Raw genomic sequence first — 19,284 nt, 5'->3', positions numbered from 1 at the left:
CTGAGGGGACGCTGCCTGCAAGGCACCCGAGGCTGGCCCCACGCGCCATGGTGCAGATCGACAGCAGCGCCGCGAGCCCACCGCAAACTCTGTCAATGCGGTACTTCAGGGTTCATAAAGTCGACCAGTTGCCGCCACGCCCCGAACGGTCCTGCGATCGGGAACATCAAGCCGAGTGGCTCGAGCATGTAAAGCGGCCGTAGCTTCAACTCGCGCAGCAAACCGGCATCGAGGAGAGGCCGCACGAAGCTAAGCGGCAGGAACGACAGTAGGTTTTCTTGCTGCGAGAGCCACCACAACATGGCCGTTGAACGAGTGACGACCGGATAGGTGCGGATCGGGTGAGGCAGATTCGCGGTCAATTCGTCGAATCGCTCACGGGCGGCCGAACCCGTGGGGGCGAGTAGCCAGGTCTCGTCGGCGAGTTGCGGCCAGCCCAGGGAACGCTTGCGCGCCAGCGGATGGTCTGCGCGCGCCAAGACCGCGAAACGATCTTCGCGCACCGGCATGAACTGCCAGCCTTCCGGGATCACGGGAGGCCGTCGGCATGCCACGAGATCTGCCTCGCCACGTGCGATGGCCAGCAGTTGATCGTCCCCTTCGGCTTCCGAGAGGTGAACGGTGACATCCGGATGCCGTTGCGCGAAGCGAGGCAGCACGTTGAGCAGGAGCCCGTTCATCGCGCCGACCGAGGCGACGAGGCGGATGGCGCCGCCGATGCGTTGCCGTCGCGCGGTGACGACCTCGGCGCCGTCGGCGACGCCGATCAGCATGCGACGCGCAACGGGCAAGAGGTCTTCGCACGCCTGCGTGGGTCGCGCGCCGCGCGCATGCCGCTCGAAGAGCTGAACTTCCAGCAGCCGTTCCAGGTACGCGAGGCCCTGGGTCACCGACGACTGCGTCATGCCGATCGAGTCCGCCGCCCGCTGGAGGCTGCCCAGCTCTGCCACTTTCAAGAGGATCTGCACATGCCGAAACTTGCCGCGCGCGAGCAGGCGGTTGAAGAGGACGGACGCGTCATGGCTCAAGATATCGGAAAGTCTAATGGAAGAGCGTCATTTTTAATTTGTCGCCGATGGCTTGCTCAGGAATGATGGCAACTCCACAAACGGCGGGCAGCAAGCCACGCGACAGGAGACAAAACGTGAAAAAAAAATGGCCGCTGCTCGCGGTTGTCTGTTGCCTGCTCGGCGCCTTTTCGGCCCATGCGCAGGACGAGGTCTGGCCATCCAAGCCGATCCGAATGATCGTGCCGACCCCGCCCGGCGGCGCCTACGACCGCACCATGCGACCGCTTGCGCAGGAGTTGGCGTCGTTGCTCAAACAACCGGTGGTGATCGACAACAAGCCTGGTGCCGGCAACATCATCGGCGCCCAGGCGGGCGCCGCGGCCCCACCCGACGGCTACACGCTCACGATGACGGGCATGGTGAACACGATCGCCCAAGGCATGTACGACAACGTGCCCTTCAACATCGTCAATGACTTCACCCACGTCGCAATGATCGGCGGCGGCGCGCAATGGCTGGTGGTCAACAGCCAGTCCGGCATCGAGTCCTTCGCCGATCTGATCGCCCGCGCCAGACGCGAGCCGGGCGCGATCAACTACGCGAGCTCGGGCGCCGGCAGCACCGGCCATCTGTTGATGGAACTGCTGCAGAAGGCGACACAAACCTCGTTCGTGCACATCCCCTACAAGGGCGGCGCGCCGGCGCTGATGGATGTGCTGGGAGGCCAGGTCGCTGTCACCGTGATTCCGCCGAGCGGGTCGATGCAGTACATCCAGAGCGGCAAGCTCAGGGTGCTGGCGGTGTCCAGCCCGAAGCGCAGCCCCGAGCTCCCTCAGGTTCCGACTTTCGAGGAGCTGGGCTACAAGCAGCTGACGGTGATCTCCTGGGTGGGCCTGTCGGCACCGAGGAAGACGCGGCCCGAAGTCGTGCGCAAGGTCAACGAAGCAGTGCGCGAAGCGATGACGAGGCCGGAGCTGCAAAAGAAGCTCGACGCCGAAGGCATCACGCCGATGACGATGACGCCCGACGAGTTCACGCGCGTCGTCAAGAGCGATACCGAGCGCTGGGGTGCACTCACACGCAGCCTGCAACTCAAGGCCAACTGAAACCCAAGCCCATCCCTCATGCCTTTTGTCACATCGAACAAACGCGACATCTACTACGAGCGCCACGGCGCCGGCCCGGCGATCCTGTTCCTGCACGGAGCCGGATCGAACGCCGCCACCTGGTGGCAGCAATTGCCGGCCTTCACGCCGCAGTACACCTGTCTCACGATGGACATCCGCTGCTTCGGTCGTTCGGTGGCGCCGCCGGAGGAGTTCTCGCTGGAGCTCTTTGTCGGCGATGCCTTGGCGGTACTGGCGCGCGAAGGCATCGAGCGTGCGACGGTCGTCGGCCAATCGCTTGGCGGGATGATCGGGCTGCGGCTCGCGCTGCGCCATCCCGAGCGCGTCGCCGCGTTCGTCGCTTGCGACACGTCGCTGGCCATCGACCACCCGACGCTGGTCGACAGCATCGAGCGGCGCTTTAAGACAGTTTCCGCGGTAAGCATCGAGCAGCGCTCGCTGGGCGCCTGGTTCTTGAAGGCGCAGCCCGCGCTTGCAGCGCTTTACGCGCAGATCAACCACTTCAACCCGAGCGCTCACAGTATTGAGCCCGAAGCCTGGCGCGAGGCCGTACTGCGTCTGAACCAGCCCGAGAACCTGCTTGCCGTCGCTGAGATCGACCAGCTGGCTTGCCCGACGATGTTTCTCGTTGGCGCCGAAGACCCGATTGTTCCGCCGGCGGTCATGCGCGAACTCGGCCAGCGCCTGCCAGGAAGCGAGGTCGTTGTCGTCGAGGAGGCCGCGCATTCTGCGTACTTCGAGAAGCCGCTGGAGTTCAATCAGACGGTGTTCGACTTCTTGAGACGACGCGCCGACTCCTAGGTCTGCTGTGCAGCGACTTCTGAATCTCGGAGCTTGCCTCCATGCAAAAGCGCGCTCACGACCCGGCCCACGCTGGCGAGCAGCTCGGAGCTCTTCTCTCGCCTGTGCTCGAAAGCTCCGATACATTCTGTTGCCTTGCGCTCCGCAACCGCCCCTTGAAGACGCTGCTGAGACGTCCTATTTTTCTCCCGTTCCAAGTTGGTCGTAGAGAAATGGAGGACAAAGCCATGGCCATGGACATGCTCAAACAACTTGCCGGCTCCCCCTTGCCGGCGACCTTCCGGACCCGGGCGGAGATCGACCAGATCAAGCTGCTGCGGGCCGCCGGCCTCGTGATCGCGCTGACGCCCGCGCCGTCGGATCCCCTCACCCTCTCGGGCAGCCCCGACGCCGCCCAGGTGCTCGCCATCACCGAAAAAGGCCGCGCCGAACTCGAACGCATCCACTACCCCGTGGCCGCACAGGGCCCGTGGCGCGGTGCCGCGTCGCGGTGGCGCGCGAAGCTGCCCCACGCAATCCGCACCCGCCTGATGTAGGGAGGCCGCCATGCGTTCGAAGACGTCCAGCCGCATCCCCTACCGGGGCTTCAATATCGCGATCCAGGTCGACCGCGCCGGCGACCAGATCTTCGGCCACGCGGACTTGTTCGCCGACGACGAGTTCAAGGCCCGGCTCGCCGTCGGCACCCAGGGCCGCCGTACCAAGGAAGTCCGAGACCGGCTGAGACGCCTCGCAAAATCCAAGGTCGACGTGTGGGCGATCACGGGGTCCGCGCGGAGCGCTGCCGCGCCCGGCGATGCACGGCCGAGTCCGGGGTGATGCGCGGGTGAGCTACGGCCGGCGCGCAGCGCTGCTTAATTGAACAACTGGATTCCTTTGATTGGCGGTCGGCGCCGACCGTCCGCTGTTACCAGCGAGCACTTCCAGGAGCTGCTCAAGGAACCAAGTATTTCCTGCAGTATGAGCCGTGCGGGCGAGGTCTGGGGCAGCTCGGCCATGGAGAGCTTCTTCAGTTCACTGAAGACTAAGCGCACGGCCAGAAAGGTAACCGGGTCAGCGAGCAGGGTCGCGCCACCATGCCCGCTGTGGGGTCGGGGGCGGTCAGCAATCACGATGGAGCTGAACCGCGTCCGTCTGGACTGACGCTCCTTCGCGGGCGGCCGGCGAGCGCAAGCGCTGCACATTTGCCGCCCATGCGGGTTGACGCTCTCTTGAGGGCGCCCGCGGGCGCCCTCGCCTTACGACTCATCCGACCTCGACATTGATTCGCCGCGGCTTGGCATGCTCGGCCTTGGGGATACGCAGTTTCAACACGCCCTGCGCCAGCTCGGCGGACACCTTCTCGGTGTCCAGCTCCTTGCTGAGCGTGAAGACGCGGCGAAACCGGCCCAGGCCGACCTCGGTGTGGCTGGTCTTCAGGTCATCCGGCACGCTCAGGCCCGACTCCGCCTCGATGGTCAAGGTCTCCGCTTCGACATGAAGATTCAGCTTGTCGCGCGACACGCCGGGCAGATCGGCGTAGAGCGTGATGCCCCCGGCGTCTTCCACCACGTCGACAGGCGGTGTGAGGGCCGCGCCCTGATAGCGTGGCGCCTGCCCACGATCCATGGGTTCCGGCGCGCTGGGCGATGCGGTCTGTACGTCATTGCTCATGATGTTCACCTCCTTGTTTCACAGGACAGCGATGCGCCGCGGCTGTGCCGAGGCCCGGCGGCGGACCGTGATGCGCAGCACACCGTCGCGCAGCCGGGCCTCGACGGCCTCCGGATCGGCATCGTCCGGCAGCGTGAGGACACGGCGAAACGGCCCCTCGAAGCGCTCGTTGATGTGCACGGCCGCCTTGGCCTGCGCATCGGGAAGCAGGCTCTTGCGCTCGCCCGCGATGGTCATGAGACCACGCTCGAGGTTGATCTCCAGCGTGGCCGGGTCGACGCCGGGGGCGAACGCGAAGATCTCCAGCGCCTGCGGCGTGGCGCCCACGTTCAACGCGGGAAATCCGTTGCTGCCGTAGCCGCGAATGGTGGGTGACAGATCGAACGCCTGCTGCATGTCCCGTTGCAGGCGATCCATCTCGGCCAGCATGTCGCGCGGGAAGAAAGATCGGTACATGGGAAACCTCCTGTCAAATCAATTGAACCTGAACAGAATCGAGCCGCCCCTCACTGGGGCAGGCCGTGCGTGCCCGTCGGCCGCGCAGCGCCATCGCTGTCCGCGCGGTGCCGTGCAAAGATCCTGGAGGGTCGCTGTCGCCAGCGCGCGGTGCGCGACTGCGGGTACGAGAATTTCGCCAACTCCTCGCGCCCCTTCTGCGTGATGGCCAGCACCTGGGCGGCCGAAGGGGAGCCAGACAGAGCGAGCGAGTTCGAGGGCGCGGGGATCAGGGCAACGACGAGCCCGGCGGCCCGAAGCACCCGCACCTGATCGATGTCCGCGGCGCGATAGAACGAGACAGGCAAGCGAGAGCCGGCAATTTGCTTGAGCAAGTTCATGGCCATTGAATACCTCCTTTTCGGTTGACCAATTTCCGACGCAAGCGAACATAGGAGCCTTCGAATCGATTTTCAAGAGGCGGTTTTCGACACCCGCGCGAGACGCAGGCCGACACGAAAAAAACCCGGCCGCACGCGACCGGGCTGAGGTTTACAGCAAGTCCGCGGTGGTGCCGCGGAGACAAAAAGCTACCGCGCCGCGCCGACGCAGGCATGTCAGACAACTTCTGATTCTTGAACGCCAGCGCAATGGCCGGACCGACGCGCTAACGCGCCTGGGCGCGTCGATTCTGCAGGGCGTATTCGGGCAACATCCCTCTCAAGTTGAAGGCATCCTAGACCGTGCCGTTGCGAGAGGGTCAAGCACTTTCCAGGGGCCGCGGTCGCTGCGTCAGCCGTTTTTCGACGGGCACCCTCTGCCTGCAGCAGGCTGCGCCAGGTGTGCGGACATCAAGAGCTTCGGCCCAACCCGGAAAACGAAAGCGGTTGCTGGCCGGAGACTGACATGCGTCGCGTCCAGCGCAGCTCATCCGATGCTGGCCGAGCGCGCAACGGCCATCTGCAAACAGCTTGAGCCGGCCCTTGACGTCACGCGGCGTCGCAGGGATTCCCATCGCCGGACCACGTCTGTTTCCGGGGCGAAGGCCATCCGGCTGAAGTCGATCCTAAGGCGGTGGAAAGATGTAGAACCGTTTTCATTCGTTCGGCACTTCTTTCTCCTTCGTAATTTCCTTCGTTTTGGGAATTCAGGGTTATCACTGTAGAAACGTTTCCACGCCCCCCGCAAACTGCAGTCATGACCGGTTCTGCATCGCCCTTTCTCGCACCCTCCACACGCTTGCCACTGCGGCCGCCCCCCTACGAACCCGAGGTGGCAGCAGCCGTGCAGAGCACCGCCTTCAAGGGCCTGTCACCCCTGAACCTTCGACTGGCGCTCGCGAATCACAGCAAGCTCGGCCCGGCCTTCCAGGCCATGGCACATGTGGTGCTGTTCCAGTGCGCGCTGCCCGAACGGGACCGCGAGATCGCGATCATCCGCACCGGCGCGCTCACGCGGTCCGAGTACGAATGGGGCATGCACATCAGCATCTACGCGGACAGGTGCGGCCTGGATGCCGCGCAGGTGCGCGAGCTCACCGGCAGTGCCGACTGGCATGCGCTGTCGCCAGGCCTGTGGAGCGACAAGGAACGCCTGATCGTGCGCATGGTGGATGAGCTGCACCACCACTGCACGGTGTCCGATCAGACCTGGCAGTCCCTTGGCGCGGGCTGGCCGCAGGAGCAGGTGATCGAGCTGATCTTCGCGTCGAGCTTCTATCACATGGCCGCGCTGTTCCTGAACAGCGCGGCCGTGCCGCTCGAGCCCGGTGCCGAGCGTTTCCCTGCCCCGCTTGCACAGGCGAAAGTGCCGGCATGAAGGCCAAGATCACCATCCGCGAAGTGGCCAAGGCCGCCGGCGTTGCGATTGGAACGGCCTCGCGGGCCCTGAACCGCAGCGGGCGCGTTAGCGAGCAGGCCATCGCAGCGGTCACCAAGGCGGCGCGCGAGCTCGGCTACACGCCGGATTCGGTGGCGCAGAGCATGCGCACCCGCTCGACAGGCGTGGTCGGGTTACTGGTGTCGGATCTGGCCAACCCCTTGTACGCGCGGATCATCACGGCGGTCGAATCGCGCCTGCTGACGGCGGGCTATGCGCTGCTGGTGGCCAGCACCCACAACGACGACCAGCGCGAGAAAACCCTGATCGACCTGTTCCGGCGCCGGCGCGTGGACGGGCTCATCCTCGGTCCCTGCCAGGCCGAGACCCCGGCCTACCTCGACCAGCTGGCGGCGCACGGCCCGGTGATCGCGCTCGATCGCGACTTCCAGGGCAACAACGCGGGCGTGCACGTTGACCACTACCACGGCGCGCTTCAGGCCACGCGCTACCTGCTGAACCTCGGTCATACGCGCATCGCACTGCTGACGCCCGGCAGCGTGTTGCGTCCGGGTCGCGAGCGCATCATGGGCTACAGGGACGCCTATCTGGAGCGTGGTCTGCAGCCCGACCCCAAGCTGATCCGCGCCGAGAAGTCGGCGATGGACTTCGCCTTCAGCGAGGCCCTCTCGCTGCTGGGCTCCCCCACGGCGCCCACGGCCTTCCTGTGCCTGGGCACCCGCATCCTGTCGGGCGTGCTGCAGGCACTGCGTCACTCGGGCCGTTTGGCGCCCGATGACGTCAGTGTCGTCAGCATCGGCGACACCGACCTGTCGCAGCTTTTCAGTCCCGCCATCACCTCGCTGACCTGGGACCTGGAAGCGGTCGGCACCGCCGTGGCCGAGCTGCTGCTGCGGCGGCTGGACAGCACAGCCCCCCTTGAGCAGGAGCGCATCCTGCTCACCACCCAGATGGTGCTGCGCGAATCCTGCGGTCCGGTCGCCAAGGCACCCGCTGCCGTCCGCAAGAAAACGAGAGCGGCCTCATGACGCAGCGTCTGAAAGACAAGGTGGCCATCGTGGTCGGCGCCGGCTCCATCGGCACCGACATCAGCAACGGCGCCGCCTGCGCCGTCACCTTCGCCCGCGAAGGCGCGACGGTGATCTGCGTCGACCGGTCGCCCGAAGCTGCGGCGACGTCGGTGCGTCGCATTCATGACATCGGCGGCATCGCCGAGGCCTTCGAGGCCGATGTGCGCAGCAGCGAGCAGATCGAGCGGATGGTGAACCACTGCCTGGCGCGCTTCGGCCGCATCGACGTGCTGCACCACAACGTCGGCATCGAGGAATTCGGCGAGCTGATCGAGGTGACGGAGGAGTCCTGGGACCGCGTGCACGCCATCAACCTCAAGGGCCCCATGCTCACGGCGCGCGCCGTAGTGCCTCACATGATCCGACAAGGCGGCGGCGCCATCATCAACGTCTCCTCCATCGCGAGCCGCAAGTGGAGCCCGATGCAGTTCCTGTCGTACAGCACCTCCAAGGCGGCACTGAACCACATGACGCGCGTCGTGGCGCGCCAGTACGCGCAGCACCAGGTGCGCTGCAACGTGATCGTTCCGGGCCTGATCGACACGCCGCATGCCGCGGCCCTTTTCAAGAGCGAACAAGAGGCGCAGGCCGGCCGACAGGCACGCAACGCGCGCTGCCCCATGGGCCGCCAGGGCTCGGCCTGGGACGTGGCCAACGCGGCGCTGTTCCTCGCCTCCGACGAATCGAGCTACGTGACGGGCCTGGAGCTTGTGGTCGACGGCGGACTGTCCCTGTAGACGGGTATTCGAGCATCAACGACAAGGAGACAACACCATGCGCACACTGTGGATTGCCGCGCTCGCGGGCCTCGCATTCGCCGCCCATGCCCAGGCGCCCTCGGACTATCCGTCGCGGCCGATCCGCTTCGTCCTGATCTCGGCCGCAGGCAGTGGCGGCGACGCGCTCGGCCGGCTCCTGGCCGACAAGATGGCGCCCCTGGTCAAGGGCGCTTTCGTGATGGACAACAAGCCGGGCGCCAGCGGTGCCATTGCCACCGACTTCGTCGCCAAGGCGCCGGCCGACGGCTACACGATCGGACTGGGCGGCGCGACCACGCACGTGCTGCTGCCCGCGAGCAATCCCAAGCTCTCGTACGACTCGGTCAAGGACTTCGCACCCATCGGGCAGGTCGGCACCGCCTCTATCCTGCTTATCGCGACCAACGACTTCCCGGCAAACAACGCCAAGGAGCTCATTGCGCTGGCCAGGAAGTCGCCCGGCAGCGTGCAATACGCGAGCTGGGGCATCGCCTCGACCGGTCACTTTTGCGGGGAGCTCTTCAATCTGCGCACGCAGGCACAGATGAGCCACATCCCCTACAAATCGGTGGTGCAGATCCAGACCGACATGCTGGGTGGCCACGTCAAGCTGGCCTACGTGGACATGGCATCGGGCTCGCCGATGGTCAAGTCCGGCAAGGTCAAGGCGATCACCGCCTGCACCTCGCGCTCGCCCAGTCTGCCCGACGTCTCGAGCTACGACGACGAAGGCATCGATTTCGCGGGCAAGCGCATGGGCGCGCTGCGCTGGGCGCTGTACGCACCCGCGGGCACCCCCAAGCCGATCGTCGCCAAGCTCTCCGCCGCGCTGAAGCAGGTCGTCGAGATGCCGGACGTGAAGGCGCGTCTTCTGGACCTGGGCATCACCGCCGCGTTCGTCGGTGGCGACGAACTGCGCGCCATGACCGCCGCAGACATCGAGGGCTGGCGGCAGATCGCCAAGGCCGCGAACATCAGCAATGAGTGACGCGGCCCTTCCCCTGCTGCAGGGCCGCGTGGCCTTGATCACCGGTGCGTCCCGTGCGCGCGGTATCGGCCTGGCGACCGCACGGCTGTTCGCCCGCCACGGTGCCCGGGTGGCGCTGCTCGACCTCGACGAAGGGCAGGCACAGGTCGCTGCCGAATCCCTCGGCGTCGAGCACATCGGCATCGGCTGCGATGTGCGCGATGCCGGCGCCTGCAAGGCGGCCGTGGCGCGCGTGCTGCAATGGGCGGGCCGCATCGACGTGCTGGTGAACAACGCTGCCATCACACAAAAACGCGGTGTGCTGGACGTGAGCGCCGAGGACTTCGAGCAGGTCGTGGGCATTGCCCTTCGCGGCACCCTCCAGATGTCGCAGTGCGTGATCCCCACCATGATCGAACAACGCAGCGGCTCGATCATCTGCATCTCGTCGATGTCCGCGCAGCAAGGCGGTGGCGTGTTCGGCGGCAGCCACTACTGCGCCGCCAAGGCCGGCGTGCTGGGCCTCATGCGCGCCATGGCCAAGGAACTGGGCCCCCAAGGCATTCGCGCCAACGCCATCACGCCGGGCTTGATCATGACGGACTTCTCGCGCGGCGCGAACTCCGACGACAACAAGCACGCGCTGGGCAAGACCTTTCCACTGAGCCGTGTCGGCCAGCCCGAAGACATCGCGGGCGCGTGCCTGTACCTGGCAAGCGACCTGTCGTCCTTCGTGACCGGCGCAACGCTCGACGTCAACGGCGGCGCGTACATGCGCTGACCACGCCCCAAGGAGTCCATTCAATGAGCATGCTGTTCGGCGGCGCCCGCCAGGTCGGCTATGTCGTCCACGACATTGAGAAGGCCATGGCCCACTGGTCACGCACGCTGGGCGTGGGTCCGTGGTTCTACAAGGAAGAAGTCGGCACGACCGAGTTCACCTACTACGGCAAGCCCTCGCGCCTGCCCAGGTTGTCCATTGCACTGGCCAATTCCGGCGACCTGCAGATCGAACTGATCCAGCAGCGCGACGACGCACCGTCGCTTTACCTCGATTCGCTGCGCCGCGGCGGCGAGGGCGCCCAGCACCTGGCCTACTGGACCGACGACGGCTTCGACAAGGCCGTGCAACACCTGCTGTCGATGGGCTACATGGAGGGGCACAGCGGCCGCATGGGGATGCGGGGGCGCTTCGCCTACTTCGTCCATCCCGACCTGCCCAGTGGCATGTTCGAAATCTCCGAGATGGCCGGCGGCAAGGGCGAGTACTTCCATCAGATCCGGCGTGCAGCCGAAGGGTGGGACGGCAAGGATCCGATACGCCGCATGGGCGCAACCGGCGCCGCGCCCACGCCATGACGGCCATGGCATACCCCGCTCAGCAACCAGCAGGAGATTCCGTGCAGACCACAACCCTTCAAGCGGCACGCATCAAGACGGTACGCGATCACATGGCGCTCGAGTGCACGCAGGAGTGGGATGCGGTGATCGACACCTTCGAGCATCCCCGCTACGAGATGCACGGCAGCGGCGTGGTGTTCGACGGCGAGGAAGAAGTGCGCGGCTATTTCCGCAGCTCGCGCACGCCCTTTCCCGACCTGGCCAACGAGATCATCGCCATCGCCGCCGACCAGGACACGGTACTGGTCGAGTTCTGGCTCAGCGGAACGCACCTCGGGCCGCTGCATGCCAACGACAAGGTGTTCGATGCCACAGGCCGGAAATTCCGGATCCGCCTGGCGGCAAGTTTCGAGTTCGCACCAGGCTCCGACAAGATCGTGTGCGAGCGGCCCTACTCCGCACCCGATGCGAAGCTGCGCGCGCTCGGGTTGATCTGACGACCCTCTCGCGCTTCGCCTCGGCTGCGCGCGTCGAGAGGAGGCGGGAAGCCACCCAACCTCCTGCTCACTGGCTGTGCGCTATCGTCTTGGCGGCTTGCACTCAACACCGAGTGATGTTTCTCCTGCGCTGCGCAGGCTCTCACAGCGGCCTGTCGCGCATCCGCTCAAGCTCGCCCCGGCCATGAGGCGTGATTCGCAGAACAACCGCTGGCAGGTCATGGGCTTCAGCCTCTTCTGGAAGGATCGCCTCGACAAGCCCCGCGGCAACCAGCACCGCGACGTTGCGGATGTCCATGGGGTCGGTCACGGTCAGCGGCAACGTTTCGTGTTCGACCTTCTTGAGGAAATCCATCGGCATGAAGCGCTCCCTTTCTCGAAGCGGCTCAGTTTAGGTCAAAGGACCTCCCTCAATCCCCGCAAGGCCCTTCTCTCTTCCATGAGCAGAACGGACTTCTCCCGCTCCTGGGGCTGAGCCCACAGTTCACGCACCGGAGAGCCTCAGCACATTGACGGCTTCCCGCAGCGACGCCGTCCTACGCCCACAAGCACCCACCCCTGAGATGTTGGGGACCCACCGACCAGGAGACCCCGATGACAGCCAAGCGCCATGAACCCGATGCATGCTCGCTACTCGACACCGATCACAAGAACGTCAAGAAGATGTTCGCCGCCTACGAGGAGCTTGCCAGCTCAAAAGCTGCCAGCGCCTCGGAGAAGAAGCGAGATCTTGCACTGCAGATCTGCATGGAGTTGACCGTTCACACGCAACTCGAAGAAGAGATCCTCTATCCAGCAGTGCGCGAAGCCATCAAGGAAACTGAACTGCTCGACGAAGCCGAGGTTGAACATGCGAGCGCCAAAGACTTAATTGCGCAGATCCAGGATTCGACCGAAGTCGATGAGATGTTCGATGCGAAGGTGAAGGTCCTGGGCGAGTACATCGACCACCACGTCAAGGAAGAGCGCAACGAGATGTTCCCCAAAGCGCGTGCCGCGCGGGGACTCGACCTGGTTGCCATGCGCGAGCAACTCACCACTCGCAAAGAAGAATTGATGGCGGACATGGCCCTCACGGCCTAGACTGCCCCTAGGCCCCCTTCCTGGAAGCGTTCCGCCGCCCCTTCGCAAAGACGCAGCCGTCAATGCTGGCCCTCACCAAGCCGCAACTTCGCAATTCCACAGGAATGTTGCGCCCACCCGGTATCGCGATGAAGCTTCCGTACTTTGCATGCTCGTGCAACATCAAGCATCTGGAAAGTGTCCCGGGGCAGGCATGGCTTCGCCTGTTACCCCGGGTTCAGATGTATCGCTGCATGAACTGCGGGCAATCGCAAGTGTTTTCGCGGCGCTCCATCGATCGAGCCCTGGCCCTTCAAGATGCTCAACCGGCCAGCTCCAGAGAACTGGATGGGATGCGCCATCGTCCACCGCACTGATGCTCCGGGCGCGCCCAATGGGGCAGCGAGACCGAACGCCGGAGCCAATTCCGCGGTCAGGGGCTGAGTACGGGCACCAATTTCCACCCACGCTGGTTGGCCCTGAGCTCGAGGACCGTCCTCGCAAATTCGGCGGGTGGCTGGTTATCCGGTGGCACGTGGCCCGGCAGGCTCGCAGTCACAAACTTCTTGAACCGCGTGCGGTTGGGGGACGCCGCAGCGTCCTTCGAGATAGTGAACGGCCGAGCCGTGCAAGTCTGCAACCTTGGGGTCGCCAGTACCCCCCATTTTCGCTTCTATGCAGGGGCGCCGGTCCATGACACCGACGGCTTTGCACTCGGGTCAATCTGCGTCATCGACTTTCGTCCGCGGAAGCTGGATGGCAGCCAAAGACGCACCCCGCTGGAACTTGCTGCGCTTGCTTCTGACGAAGTGAAGCTTCGAGAGCTGATGGCCAAGCTTTAGACGAAGCGAGCGCGCAACGGCCATCTCGCATTCAAGGGAATCACTGGGCCCGGCGCCCTCCCTCCCTGGCAGCTCGATCGATCACGTCGGCGACTGCCTTCGGCTGGGTCATGAATACCGCATGGCTTGCCTTGACCTCCTGAACCGTGGCGCCGATGCGCTTGGCCATCTTGTGCAACATCCGGACGTCGAAGGCCCTGTCCTCGGTCGCGATCACCGCCCAGCTTGGCTTGGTCCGCCATGCGGCGTGATTGAGCTTGGTCGCAAACACCGACATGTTGATCGGCACCTGCGAATCACGCAGGAACGCGGCGTCCGCATCGCTGGCATCGCCGGCGAAGCCGATCTTGAACTTCTCCCGATTGACGAATCCGAATCCGTCCGACTGCGTGTCGATCACGAAGTCGGGGGCCGTGAATCCCGCGTACTGTTCGCTTGTGGTCTCGCCGGCGTCGGGCGACAGCGCGGAGACATAGACAAGACCCACCACCTTCGGATGGATGCCCGCTTCGGTGATGACCGTGCCCCCCCACGAGTGACCCACGAGGATAGTAGGACCGTCCTGGCGCGCGAGCGCGCGCTGCGTCGCCGCCACGTCGTCGGCCAGAGACGTCAGCGGGTTCTGAACGATGGTGACCCGGTAGCCTCGGCCGATGAGCTCGTCATAGACGCCGCGCCAGCCCGAACCATCGGCAAAGGCGCCATGCACCAGCACGACGTTTTTCGCCTGCACCTGTTGGGCATGGGCGCCGCCACCGGGACCGACGATGCTGGCGGTTGTCGCAGCTGCGATCAAAAGCTTGCGAATCAGTGAGTTCATGGGATGTCCTATGAGTGGATGGGAGAAGCGAAATGGTAGGAAAGAACGTGTTGAACAGGGTTGCGAATATCACGCCAAAGTTGAAGCTTTGCGCGCAAGAATTGCTGTTCTTCAAAACTGCGTTTCGTGACACGCTGCAGATGCGCAATAAAGCTGTTCGGTCCGAATGGCGCGCGGGAAGCGTTGCCACGCACGCAGTCCCTCGCCATCGCACGCGTGTGCAGCCAGCTGCTTTCGTACCGTGCCGGTGATGGCCGCGGCCTTGCCTAGACCGTCGGGACGGTCCCGCCATCGATCAGGTGTTCCGACCCTGAGATCGAGCCCGCCCGGGGTGACACAAGGAACGTGATCAAGTCGGCAACTTCCTGCGGCCTGGCCGGTCGACCCAGCGGAATGCCGCCGAGCGATTGCATGATGATCTGCTTGCCACCCTCGTAATCCGTGCCGGCCTGGTGGGCCAGGCGATCGGCCAGCGCCACCGACGCTTCGGTCTCGATCCATCCGGGCGACACGCGCAGCACGCGCACGCCCTTGGGCGTCACCTCTTTCGACAACGCCTTGCTGTAGGTGGACAAGGCCGCCTTGGCCGCCGCATACGCGGTCGTCGATTCCGGCAGTGGCAGCAGGCGCTGGATCGAGCTGACGTGGACGATGACGCCAGAGCCCTGCGCGAGCATGGCGGGCAGCAGCGCACGATCGAGCCGCACGGCCGGCATGAGGTTCTGGTTCAGTTCGGCGAACCACTGGGCATCGTCCAGGGCCGCGAAGCCGCCGCCCGGTGCGCTGGAGCCGCCGACCACATGCACCAGGATGTCGAGGCCGCCCCAATGCCCGAGCACCGAGTGCGCCACCTTGGCGGCGCCTTCAGCCGTCGCCAGATCGGCGGTCACATGGACCACGCCCCCGATGGGCCGCGCGGGCGCGGCGCGGGCCGTGGTCATCACCTGCACACCGGCGTCGCGCAGGCCTTGAACGACGGCGGCGCCAACGCCTTTGGTGCCGCCGGTGACCAGCGCGCGCTGGCCCTGGAGTTGAAGATCGAAGCTCATGCCGTGATCTCCAGCGACGCAATCAGGCCGCGTTCGAGGCGAAAGCGATATCGAAGATCGACCGGACTGCCGGGAAAATTGCCGGCCACGTGCGCCCGCACGACCTGGAACTCCCCCGCGTAGTCCAGCGCAAATGGCTCGACCGTGTACGCGTACTGCGTGGATGTCGCGCTCTTCCATTCCTGGATGGCGCGGCGGCCGGTGTGGGTGCGGCCCTCGTCCTTCACGATGGCTTGAGGCGTGAAACAGCGGGCCAGGGCCTCGGCGTTCTGCCGATCGGCCGCGAAGTAGGCGGCGATCGGAGCGGGAAGGATCAGGGTACTCATGGTGACGACTCCTTGGATGTGAAGACCTCAGGATGCGCGTCGATCATCAATAAGTGAATCGCCTAGAATCTTCACGAGCTATGTAGAAGGAAATACAGAATGCGCGGATCGGAGTTTGCCGAGCTCAAGGCCTTTGCTGCCGTGGTGGAACGCGCGAGCTTTGCCCGCGCCGCCGAGCATCTGGGGCTGTCTGCTTCGGCGCTGAGTCAGACCATCCGACAGCTGGAAACCCGGCTGGGTACGCGGCTGCTGAACCGCACGACCCGCAGCGTGGCCCCCACCGCTACCGGGGCGCAGCTGTACGGGCGCATCGCGCCGCTCTTCCGGGACATGGCCGATGCGGTGAATGAAGCCAGCGCGATGGCGGGTCAGACGCGCGGCACGCTGCGCATCAACACCCTCGGCATGGCCGCCTGGCAGGTGATCGGCCCCCGGCTGGGCCGGTTTCACCGGACGCACCCGGAAGTGACACTGGACATCGTGGTCGACAACGGCCTGAGCGACATCGTCGCCGGTCGCTTCGATGCGGGCATCCGCGTCGGGGGCAAGCTGGAGAAGGACATGATCGCAGTGCGCTTGACGCCGGACGTGAAGATGGTGGCCGTGGCATCCCCGGACTATCTGGAGCGTCGCGGCAAACCGCGGTCCCCCGCCGACCTGCACGGCCACGCCTGCATCAACTGGCGCCTGCAGGGCGACGGGAGTGCCTACCGCTGGGAGTTCGAAAAAAAGGGCAAGCGGATCGAAGTGGCGGTGGAAGGACCCTTGGTCACCAACCACTCGGACACTGGCGTCGCTGCGGCACTCCAAGGGCTGGGGATCGTCTATGCCTTCGATCGCGAACGCGTCGATGCACTGCTCGCCCAGGAGCGACTGGTGGAGGTTCTCGCCGACTGGTCGATTGCAAGGCCTGGCCTGTTCCTGTACCACCCCAGCCGGCGCCACTTCCCTGCCGCACTGCGCGCCTTCATCGACTGCATGCTGGAGAAAGACCCCTGAGCGGACTTTCTCTTCCCGGCGATCAGACCGGGGGCCGGGCAGGCCCTGCCGGCGTCGCTCGATGGTGACTTCAATATTTCCGCGGATAGGAGCCGGGCAGCCGGAACTCCGCATGGCTCGTGAGCAGCTTGGCAATCTCCGGCTGCGAGGCGTGATCAACGTTCCGATCGTTCATCGGCGGACTTGATCAGACGTTCCCTAGAGATCTCGGAGCAGACGGAAATCTGAGCGAGCGTCGATTGAGCGGCGCAGATCCGTCCGCCTTGCCGCCGCGGCGAGGCGGATCGACGCGCTGCCGGAGGACTCGATTGAGACGCACAGCAGACGTTCAGCGGGCCATACCGACTGACTGCAACCAGTCTGAAAGCGTCTTTCAGCAGGCGCCGCTCGCGGGGCGCTGATACAGCCTCAGCCTCTTGGCAAGCTTCACGAGAAAAAGCGAAGCATTGCGTGATATCAGCACCGTGTTTTTCGCAAACACGAGCCCTCAAGAGAGAGCCGGCTTGGACAGACGGAGTTGATCCAAGTAATTCGCCCAGAGCACCATCATTTCGCGGCGCTGTTCCTTCAACTGGGTGCGGTTGTACGCGGTCCCCAAAGGCCCGCTTTTGCCGTGCGCCAGCTGCTCTTCAATCACCTCAGGATTGACGCGGAGCTGATCAACCATGATCGTTCTCGCCATCGCGCGAAAACCATGCGCAGTCATTTCCGTGTTATTGAACCCCATCCGTCGCAGTGCGGTATTAACCGTGTTGTCCGACATCGGCCTCTCGCCTGTAAGCAAGCTGGGGAAAACGTAGCGCCCATGTCCGGTCAGGACTTTCATACGCTTCAACGAATCAACCGCTTGAGGGGCGAGGGGAACGAGGTGAGGCTCGCCATTGAGCTTTGCCTGCTTCGTCCTTTTCATCGATGCTGCCGGTATGACGACCTGGCTGCCACTGAAGTCGACCCAACTCCATTCCATCGCGCGGATGTTGCCGGGCCGCTGAAAAAGTAGAGCGGACAAGAGCAGCGCTTCTCTTGTTGCGGGCAGTCCGCGATAGCCGTCAATCGCGCGCATGAGGTCCCCCGCCTTCTGGGGATCAAGCACAGCAGCCATGTTCTTTACGATCACCGCCCCCAACGCTCCCCGCAGCTTGGTGGCCGGATCATCTTCACAGCGCCCCGTCGCGATGCCATACCGAAAGACTTGCCCGGCGTACTGGCGCAGGGAAACCGCCGTCTCATTCAACCCCTTCCCCTCGACTCGGCGCAGCGGCTCTAACAAGACGTTTGCGGTGATCTCGCCCAGAGGCAATCCACCAATCCAGGGAAAAAGATTGCTCTCTTGCAGGCGCAACCACTTGGTGCTGTGCGCCTCACTCCACTCCCGCTGCTTGAGCGCGTGAAATTCACGAGCGACCTTCTCGTAGGTTGTCACTGCGGTCGCGCGGACCTTTGCCTTGTCTAGGCGGCGGCGCTGGGTGGGGTCAGCACCGGTTTGCAGCACTTTGCGCGCGTCATCACGAGCCGCTCGCGCATCTTTGAGCTTGACCGCGGGGTAGCTGCCAATCGCGAGCCGCTTCTCCTTGCCGCCAACCGTGTACTTCCAAAACCAGCGCTTGGATTCGTTGGACGCGACTTCCAGGTAGAGATTGCCGCTATCACTGAGGCGCGCGCGCTTCTTGTCAGAGGGGCACGAAGCGTTTTTGCAGGCGAGTTCTGTGAGCATAGGGGAACAAGGCTTTGGGTCTGAGCCAAATATACCGATGTTCCCCGTGCCGTGCCCCGTGGAGGCGTTGGCTTCGCTTGGATCGCGTAGGCTTCTCTCGGACCCTTCTTAACCGTAACCCCTTGATTTTCAAGAGATTCTTGGATCCTCTAGGAATGCCTCGGAACGTCAACTGGAGCGGGTGAAGGGAATCGAACCCTCGTATGAAGCTTGGGAAGCTGCCGTTCTACCATTGAACTACACCCGCAGCAGGCGCGGATTCTAACGTCAGTTCACTCGCACACGGCACACGCTCAGGTCTGCAGCGCATCCCTTCGCAACCGCAGCGCCGCGCGCCCTTGCGGCGTGATGAGCAGGACGACGGCGACGCGCGGGCCGGTGCCGCTGGCGGCCGGTGGCAGCACGGCTTCGATGAGGTGCGCGGCGACCAGCATCGTCGCGCAGTGGATGTCGGCTTCGTCGCGGACCGCCATCGGGAACGACGCGTCTTCGATGCGCTCCAGAAAGTCCATGGGCATGGGAAGGCTCCTGAGGAAACGAGGCGCAGTCTAGGTCGTTGCACCCCCGAAAATGCAGCCCGGATGGGCTGCTTTTGTAACCAAATCGACAGGTCGCACGGTGCGAGCGGCGTGCGAGAACTTTCGCCCGACAGCGCCTCGCCGCCCGCGTCTCACCGCCGTGCACGCATCCGTGCGAAATCGCCGCAGGCCAGCACGATGGGCCCGTGCGGATCGGCCCTGAAGCGCGCCACCGCCGCCGCCGAGATCACGTCGAAATGCCGCTTGCAGGCATGCAGCGTGTGCTCGCCGATTTCCTTCGCGCCGAGCGCATCGTGCAGCACGTCTTGCGAAATCTGCGCCAGCACGCGCGCGCCGTCGGGACCGTCGGGGTACACGGCGAAACGCACCGTGGCCGTATCGAAGCAGTAGATGCCTTCGAAGTCCATCTCTTTGTCTCCGTCACCATGGGGTCAA

The 19,284-nt window shown here is 64.6% G+C and carries 24 protein-coding genes, 1 tRNA gene and 1 pseudogene; 14 read left to right on the top strand and 12 right to left on the bottom strand.

Features of this window, described 5'->3' with window-relative positions:
- Positions 1-92 precede the first annotated feature (92 nt).
- Entirely contained in the window at positions 93-1,028 is a 936-nt protein-coding gene (locus AC1RAA_RS01835) for a LysR family transcriptional regulator (RefSeq protein ID WP_159277292.1), read from the bottom strand.
- 65 nt (positions 1,029-1,093) lie between these two features.
- Between AC1RAA_RS01835 and AC1RAA_RS01830 the strand changes: the two genes are divergently transcribed.
- The 5 genes and pseudogenes from AC1RAA_RS01830 to AC1RAA_RS01810 form a co-directional block, all read left to right on the top strand.
- Entirely contained in the window at positions 1,094-2,116 is a 1,023-nt protein-coding gene (locus tag AC1RAA_RS01830) for a tripartite tricarboxylate transporter substrate binding protein (RefSeq protein WP_159277293.1), read from the top strand.
- Between the two features lie 18 nt (positions 2,117-2,134).
- Entirely contained in the window at positions 2,135-2,938 is an 804-nt protein-coding gene (locus AC1RAA_RS01825) for an alpha/beta fold hydrolase (protein ID WP_070059271.1), read from the top strand.
- Positions 2,939-3,165: 227 nt separating this feature from the next.
- On the top strand, positions 3,166-3,474 hold the full coding sequence (locus AC1RAA_RS01820) for a hypothetical protein (RefSeq protein ID WP_139701812.1): 309 nt from the start codon (positions 3,166-3,168) through the stop codon (positions 3,472-3,474).
- Positions 3,475-3,484: 10 nt separating this feature from the next.
- The gene (locus tag AC1RAA_RS01815) at positions 3,485-3,757 is read left to right on the top strand and encodes a hypothetical protein (protein ID WP_095744407.1); all 273 of its coding nucleotides are present in this window, start codon (positions 3,485-3,487) and stop codon (positions 3,755-3,757) included.
- Positions 3,758-3,838: 81 nt separating this feature from the next.
- Positions 3,839-3,985 (top strand): annotated as a pseudogene (locus tag AC1RAA_RS01810) (IS3 family transposase); the annotation flags it as partial.
- A 198-nt stretch (positions 3,986-4,183) separates the two neighbouring features.
- Here AC1RAA_RS01810 and AC1RAA_RS01805 read toward each other — a convergent pair.
- The 3 genes from AC1RAA_RS01805 to AC1RAA_RS01795 all read right to left on the bottom strand — a co-directional run bounded on the left by AC1RAA_RS01805 (position 4,184) and on the right by AC1RAA_RS01795 (position 5,433).
- Complete coding sequence (locus AC1RAA_RS01805) at positions 4,184-4,546, bottom strand: Hsp20/alpha crystallin family protein (RefSeq protein WP_070059545.1); 363 nt, start codon at positions 4,544-4,546, stop codon at positions 4,184-4,186.
- A 63-nt stretch (positions 4,547-4,609) separates the two neighbouring features.
- Complete coding sequence (locus AC1RAA_RS01800; protein WP_062472360.1) at positions 4,610-5,047, bottom strand: Hsp20/alpha crystallin family protein; 438 nt, start codon at positions 5,045-5,047, stop codon at positions 4,610-4,612.
- A gap of 50 nt (positions 5,048-5,097) precedes the next feature.
- Positions 5,098-5,433 carry a hypothetical protein gene (locus AC1RAA_RS01795; RefSeq protein ID WP_159277294.1) on the bottom strand — a complete coding sequence of 112 codons (336 nt, stop codon included), beginning with the start codon at positions 5,431-5,433 and terminating at the stop codon, positions 5,098-5,100.
- A gap of 790 nt (positions 5,434-6,223) precedes the next feature.
- Between AC1RAA_RS01795 and AC1RAA_RS01790 the strand changes: the two genes are divergently transcribed.
- Genes AC1RAA_RS01790 through AC1RAA_RS01760 form a run of 7 tightly spaced genes read left to right on the top strand, consistent with a single transcriptional unit; the run spans position 6,224 to position 11,498 of the window.
- The gene (locus tag AC1RAA_RS01790; protein ID WP_159277295.1) at positions 6,224-6,844 is read left to right on the top strand and encodes a carboxymuconolactone decarboxylase family protein; all 621 of its coding nucleotides are present in this window, start codon (positions 6,224-6,226) and stop codon (positions 6,842-6,844) included.
- Complete coding sequence (locus AC1RAA_RS01785; RefSeq protein WP_159277296.1) at positions 6,841-7,893, top strand: LacI family DNA-binding transcriptional regulator; 1,053 nt, start codon at positions 6,841-6,843, stop codon at positions 7,891-7,893. Before AC1RAA_RS01790 ends, AC1RAA_RS01785 begins: the two co-directional genes overlap by 4 nt.
- The gene (locus tag AC1RAA_RS01780; RefSeq protein WP_070059277.1) at positions 7,890-8,672 is read left to right on the top strand and encodes an SDR family NAD(P)-dependent oxidoreductase; all 783 of its coding nucleotides are present in this window, start codon (positions 7,890-7,892) and stop codon (positions 8,670-8,672) included. Before AC1RAA_RS01785 ends, AC1RAA_RS01780 begins: the two co-directional genes overlap by 4 nt.
- A gap of 37 nt (positions 8,673-8,709) precedes the next feature.
- Complete coding sequence (locus AC1RAA_RS01775; RefSeq protein WP_159270766.1) at positions 8,710-9,681, top strand: Bug family tripartite tricarboxylate transporter substrate binding protein; 972 nt, start codon at positions 8,710-8,712, stop codon at positions 9,679-9,681.
- Positions 9,674-10,441, top strand: a complete 768-nt coding sequence (locus AC1RAA_RS01770; protein WP_070059279.1) for an SDR family NAD(P)-dependent oxidoreductase — start codon at positions 9,674-9,676, stop codon at positions 10,439-10,441. The genes AC1RAA_RS01775 and AC1RAA_RS01770 overlap by 8 nt, the downstream gene beginning before the upstream one ends.
- Positions 10,442-10,464: 23 nt before the next feature.
- Positions 10,465-11,019, top strand: coding sequence for a VOC family protein (locus tag AC1RAA_RS01765; protein ID WP_159277297.1), 555 nt, complete (start codon positions 10,465-10,467; stop codon positions 11,017-11,019).
- A 41-nt stretch (positions 11,020-11,060) separates the two neighbouring features.
- On the top strand, positions 11,061-11,498 hold the full coding sequence (locus AC1RAA_RS01760) for an ester cyclase (protein ID WP_235926634.1): 438 nt from the start codon (positions 11,061-11,063) through the stop codon (positions 11,496-11,498).
- A 142-nt stretch (positions 11,499-11,640) separates the two neighbouring features.
- Here AC1RAA_RS01760 and AC1RAA_RS01755 read toward each other — a convergent pair whose 3' ends face one another.
- The gene (locus tag AC1RAA_RS01755; protein WP_062472384.1) at positions 11,641-11,859 is read right to left on the bottom strand and encodes a hypothetical protein; all 219 of its coding nucleotides are present in this window, start codon (positions 11,857-11,859) and stop codon (positions 11,641-11,643) included.
- 233 nt (positions 11,860-12,092) lie between these two features.
- On the opposite strand from AC1RAA_RS01755, the gene AC1RAA_RS01750 reads away from it, so the two are divergent.
- The gene (locus AC1RAA_RS01750) at positions 12,093-12,581 is read left to right on the top strand and encodes a hemerythrin domain-containing protein (protein ID WP_139701815.1); all 489 of its coding nucleotides are present in this window, start codon (positions 12,093-12,095) and stop codon (positions 12,579-12,581) included.
- 861 nt (positions 12,582-13,442) lie between these two features.
- On the opposite strand, the gene AC1RAA_RS01745 is transcribed toward AC1RAA_RS01750, so the two are convergent.
- From AC1RAA_RS01745 to AC1RAA_RS01735, 3 genes are all read right to left on the bottom strand, one after another.
- Complete coding sequence (locus tag AC1RAA_RS01745; RefSeq protein WP_139701817.1) at positions 13,443-14,222, bottom strand: alpha/beta fold hydrolase; 780 nt, start codon at positions 14,220-14,222, stop codon at positions 13,443-13,445.
- A gap of 266 nt (positions 14,223-14,488) precedes the next feature.
- Positions 14,489-15,271: an SDR family oxidoreductase gene (locus AC1RAA_RS01740; RefSeq protein WP_062472393.1), complete on the bottom strand. Its 783-nt coding sequence runs from the start codon at positions 15,269-15,271 to the stop codon at positions 14,489-14,491.
- Positions 15,268-15,597, bottom strand: coding sequence for a nuclear transport factor 2 family protein (locus AC1RAA_RS01735; protein ID WP_159277299.1), 330 nt, complete (start codon positions 15,595-15,597; stop codon positions 15,268-15,270). The genes AC1RAA_RS01740 and AC1RAA_RS01735 overlap by 4 nt, the downstream gene beginning before the upstream one ends.
- A 99-nt stretch (positions 15,598-15,696) precedes the next feature.
- Here AC1RAA_RS01735 and AC1RAA_RS01730 point away from each other — a divergent pair, with 99 nt between their 5' ends.
- On the top strand, positions 15,697-16,596 hold the full coding sequence (locus AC1RAA_RS01730; RefSeq protein ID WP_159277300.1) for a LysR family transcriptional regulator: 900 nt from the start codon (positions 15,697-15,699) through the stop codon (positions 16,594-16,596).
- Positions 16,597-17,083: 487 nt separating this feature from the next.
- On the opposite strand, the gene AC1RAA_RS01725 is transcribed toward AC1RAA_RS01730, so the two are convergent.
- The 4 genes from AC1RAA_RS01725 to AC1RAA_RS01710 all read right to left on the bottom strand — a co-directional run bounded on the left by AC1RAA_RS01725 (position 17,084) and on the right by AC1RAA_RS01710 (position 19,256).
- A complete protein-coding gene (locus AC1RAA_RS01725) occupies positions 17,084-18,310 on the bottom strand; it encodes a tyrosine-type recombinase/integrase (protein ID WP_159277301.1) in 1,227 nt (408 codons plus the stop codon).
- Between the two features lie 173 nt (positions 18,311-18,483).
- Positions 18,484-18,557 (bottom strand) — tRNA-Gly (locus AC1RAA_RS01720).
- A 46-nt stretch (positions 18,558-18,603) separates the two neighbouring features.
- Positions 18,604-18,828: a hypothetical protein gene (locus AC1RAA_RS01715; RefSeq protein ID WP_062472399.1), complete on the bottom strand. Its 225-nt coding sequence runs from the start codon at positions 18,826-18,828 to the stop codon at positions 18,604-18,606.
- Between the two features lie 152 nt (positions 18,829-18,980).
- On the bottom strand, positions 18,981-19,256 hold the full coding sequence (locus tag AC1RAA_RS01710; protein WP_492726177.1) for a hypothetical protein: 276 nt from the start codon (positions 19,254-19,256) through the stop codon (positions 18,981-18,983).
- Between the last annotated feature and the right edge of the window lie 28 nt (positions 19,257-19,284).

The organism is Variovorax sp. GW823-FHT04F07, from assembly GCF_058795995.1.
Note: the sequence above shows the minus strand (reverse complement) of the source record. Positions and strands in the feature narration are given on the sequence as shown.

What these genes read in the sequence shown, in the direction of transcription:
- AC1RAA_RS01725 (WP_159277301.1), bottom strand. Translation starts at nt 18,310, where the DNA reads ATGCTCACAGAACTCGCCTGCAAAAACGCTTCGTGCCCCTCTGACAAG.
- AC1RAA_RS01735 (WP_159277299.1), bottom strand. Translation starts at nt 15,597, where the DNA reads ATGAGTACCCTGATCCTTCCCGCTCCGATCGCCGCCTACTTCGCGGCC.
- AC1RAA_RS01800 (WP_062472360.1), bottom strand. Translation starts at nt 5,047, where the DNA reads ATGTACCGATCTTTCTTCCCGCGCGACATGCTGGCCGAGATGGATCGC.
- AC1RAA_RS01795 (WP_159277294.1), bottom strand. Translation starts at nt 5,433, where the DNA reads ATGGCCATGAACTTGCTCAAGCAAATTGCCGGCTCTCGCTTGCCTGTC.
- AC1RAA_RS01780 (WP_070059277.1), top strand. Translation starts at nt 7,890, where the DNA reads ATGACGCAGCGTCTGAAAGACAAGGTGGCCATCGTGGTCGGCGCCGGC.
- AC1RAA_RS01730 (WP_159277300.1), top strand. Translation starts at nt 15,697, where the DNA reads ATGCGCGGATCGGAGTTTGCCGAGCTCAAGGCCTTTGCTGCCGTGGTG.
- AC1RAA_RS01715 (WP_062472399.1), bottom strand. Translation starts at nt 18,828, where the DNA reads ATGCCCATGGACTTTCTGGAGCGCATCGAAGACGCGTCGTTCCCGATG.
- AC1RAA_RS01775 (WP_159270766.1), top strand. Translation starts at nt 8,710, where the DNA reads ATGCGCACACTGTGGATTGCCGCGCTCGCGGGCCTCGCATTCGCCGCC.
- AC1RAA_RS01750 (WP_139701815.1), top strand. Translation starts at nt 12,093, where the DNA reads ATGACAGCCAAGCGCCATGAACCCGATGCATGCTCGCTACTCGACACC.
- AC1RAA_RS01820 (WP_139701812.1), top strand. Translation starts at nt 3,166, where the DNA reads ATGGCCATGGACATGCTCAAACAACTTGCCGGCTCCCCCTTGCCGGCG.
- AC1RAA_RS01765 (WP_159277297.1), top strand. Translation starts at nt 10,465, where the DNA reads ATGAGCATGCTGTTCGGCGGCGCCCGCCAGGTCGGCTATGTCGTCCAC.
- AC1RAA_RS01825 (WP_070059271.1), top strand. Translation starts at nt 2,135, where the DNA reads ATGCCTTTTGTCACATCGAACAAACGCGACATCTACTACGAGCGCCAC.
- AC1RAA_RS01815 (WP_095744407.1), top strand. Translation starts at nt 3,485, where the DNA reads ATGCGTTCGAAGACGTCCAGCCGCATCCCCTACCGGGGCTTCAATATC.
- AC1RAA_RS01805 (WP_070059545.1), bottom strand. Translation starts at nt 4,546, where the DNA reads ATGGATCGTGGGCAGGCGCCACGCTATCAGGGCGCGGCCCTCACACCG.
- AC1RAA_RS01785 (WP_159277296.1), top strand. Translation starts at nt 6,841, where the DNA reads ATGAAGGCCAAGATCACCATCCGCGAAGTGGCCAAGGCCGCCGGCGTT.
- AC1RAA_RS01745 (WP_139701817.1), bottom strand. Translation starts at nt 14,222, where the DNA reads ATGAACTCACTGATTCGCAAGCTTTTGATCGCAGCTGCGACAACCGCC.
- AC1RAA_RS01710 (WP_492726177.1), bottom strand. Translation starts at nt 19,256, where the DNA reads ATGGACTTCGAAGGCATCTACTGCTTCGATACGGCCACGGTGCGTTTC.
- AC1RAA_RS01790 (WP_159277295.1), top strand. Translation starts at nt 6,224, where the DNA reads ATGACCGGTTCTGCATCGCCCTTTCTCGCACCCTCCACACGCTTGCCA.
- AC1RAA_RS01755 (WP_062472384.1), bottom strand. Translation starts at nt 11,859, where the DNA reads ATGCCGATGGATTTCCTCAAGAAGGTCGAACACGAAACGTTGCCGCTG.
- AC1RAA_RS01740 (WP_062472393.1), bottom strand. Translation starts at nt 15,271, where the DNA reads ATGAGCTTCGATCTTCAACTCCAGGGCCAGCGCGCGCTGGTCACCGGC.
- AC1RAA_RS01830 (WP_159277293.1), top strand. Translation starts at nt 1,094, where the DNA reads ATGGCAACTCCACAAACGGCGGGCAGCAAGCCACGCGACAGGAGACAA.
- AC1RAA_RS01770 (WP_070059279.1), top strand. Translation starts at nt 9,674, where the DNA reads ATGAGTGACGCGGCCCTTCCCCTGCTGCAGGGCCGCGTGGCCTTGATC.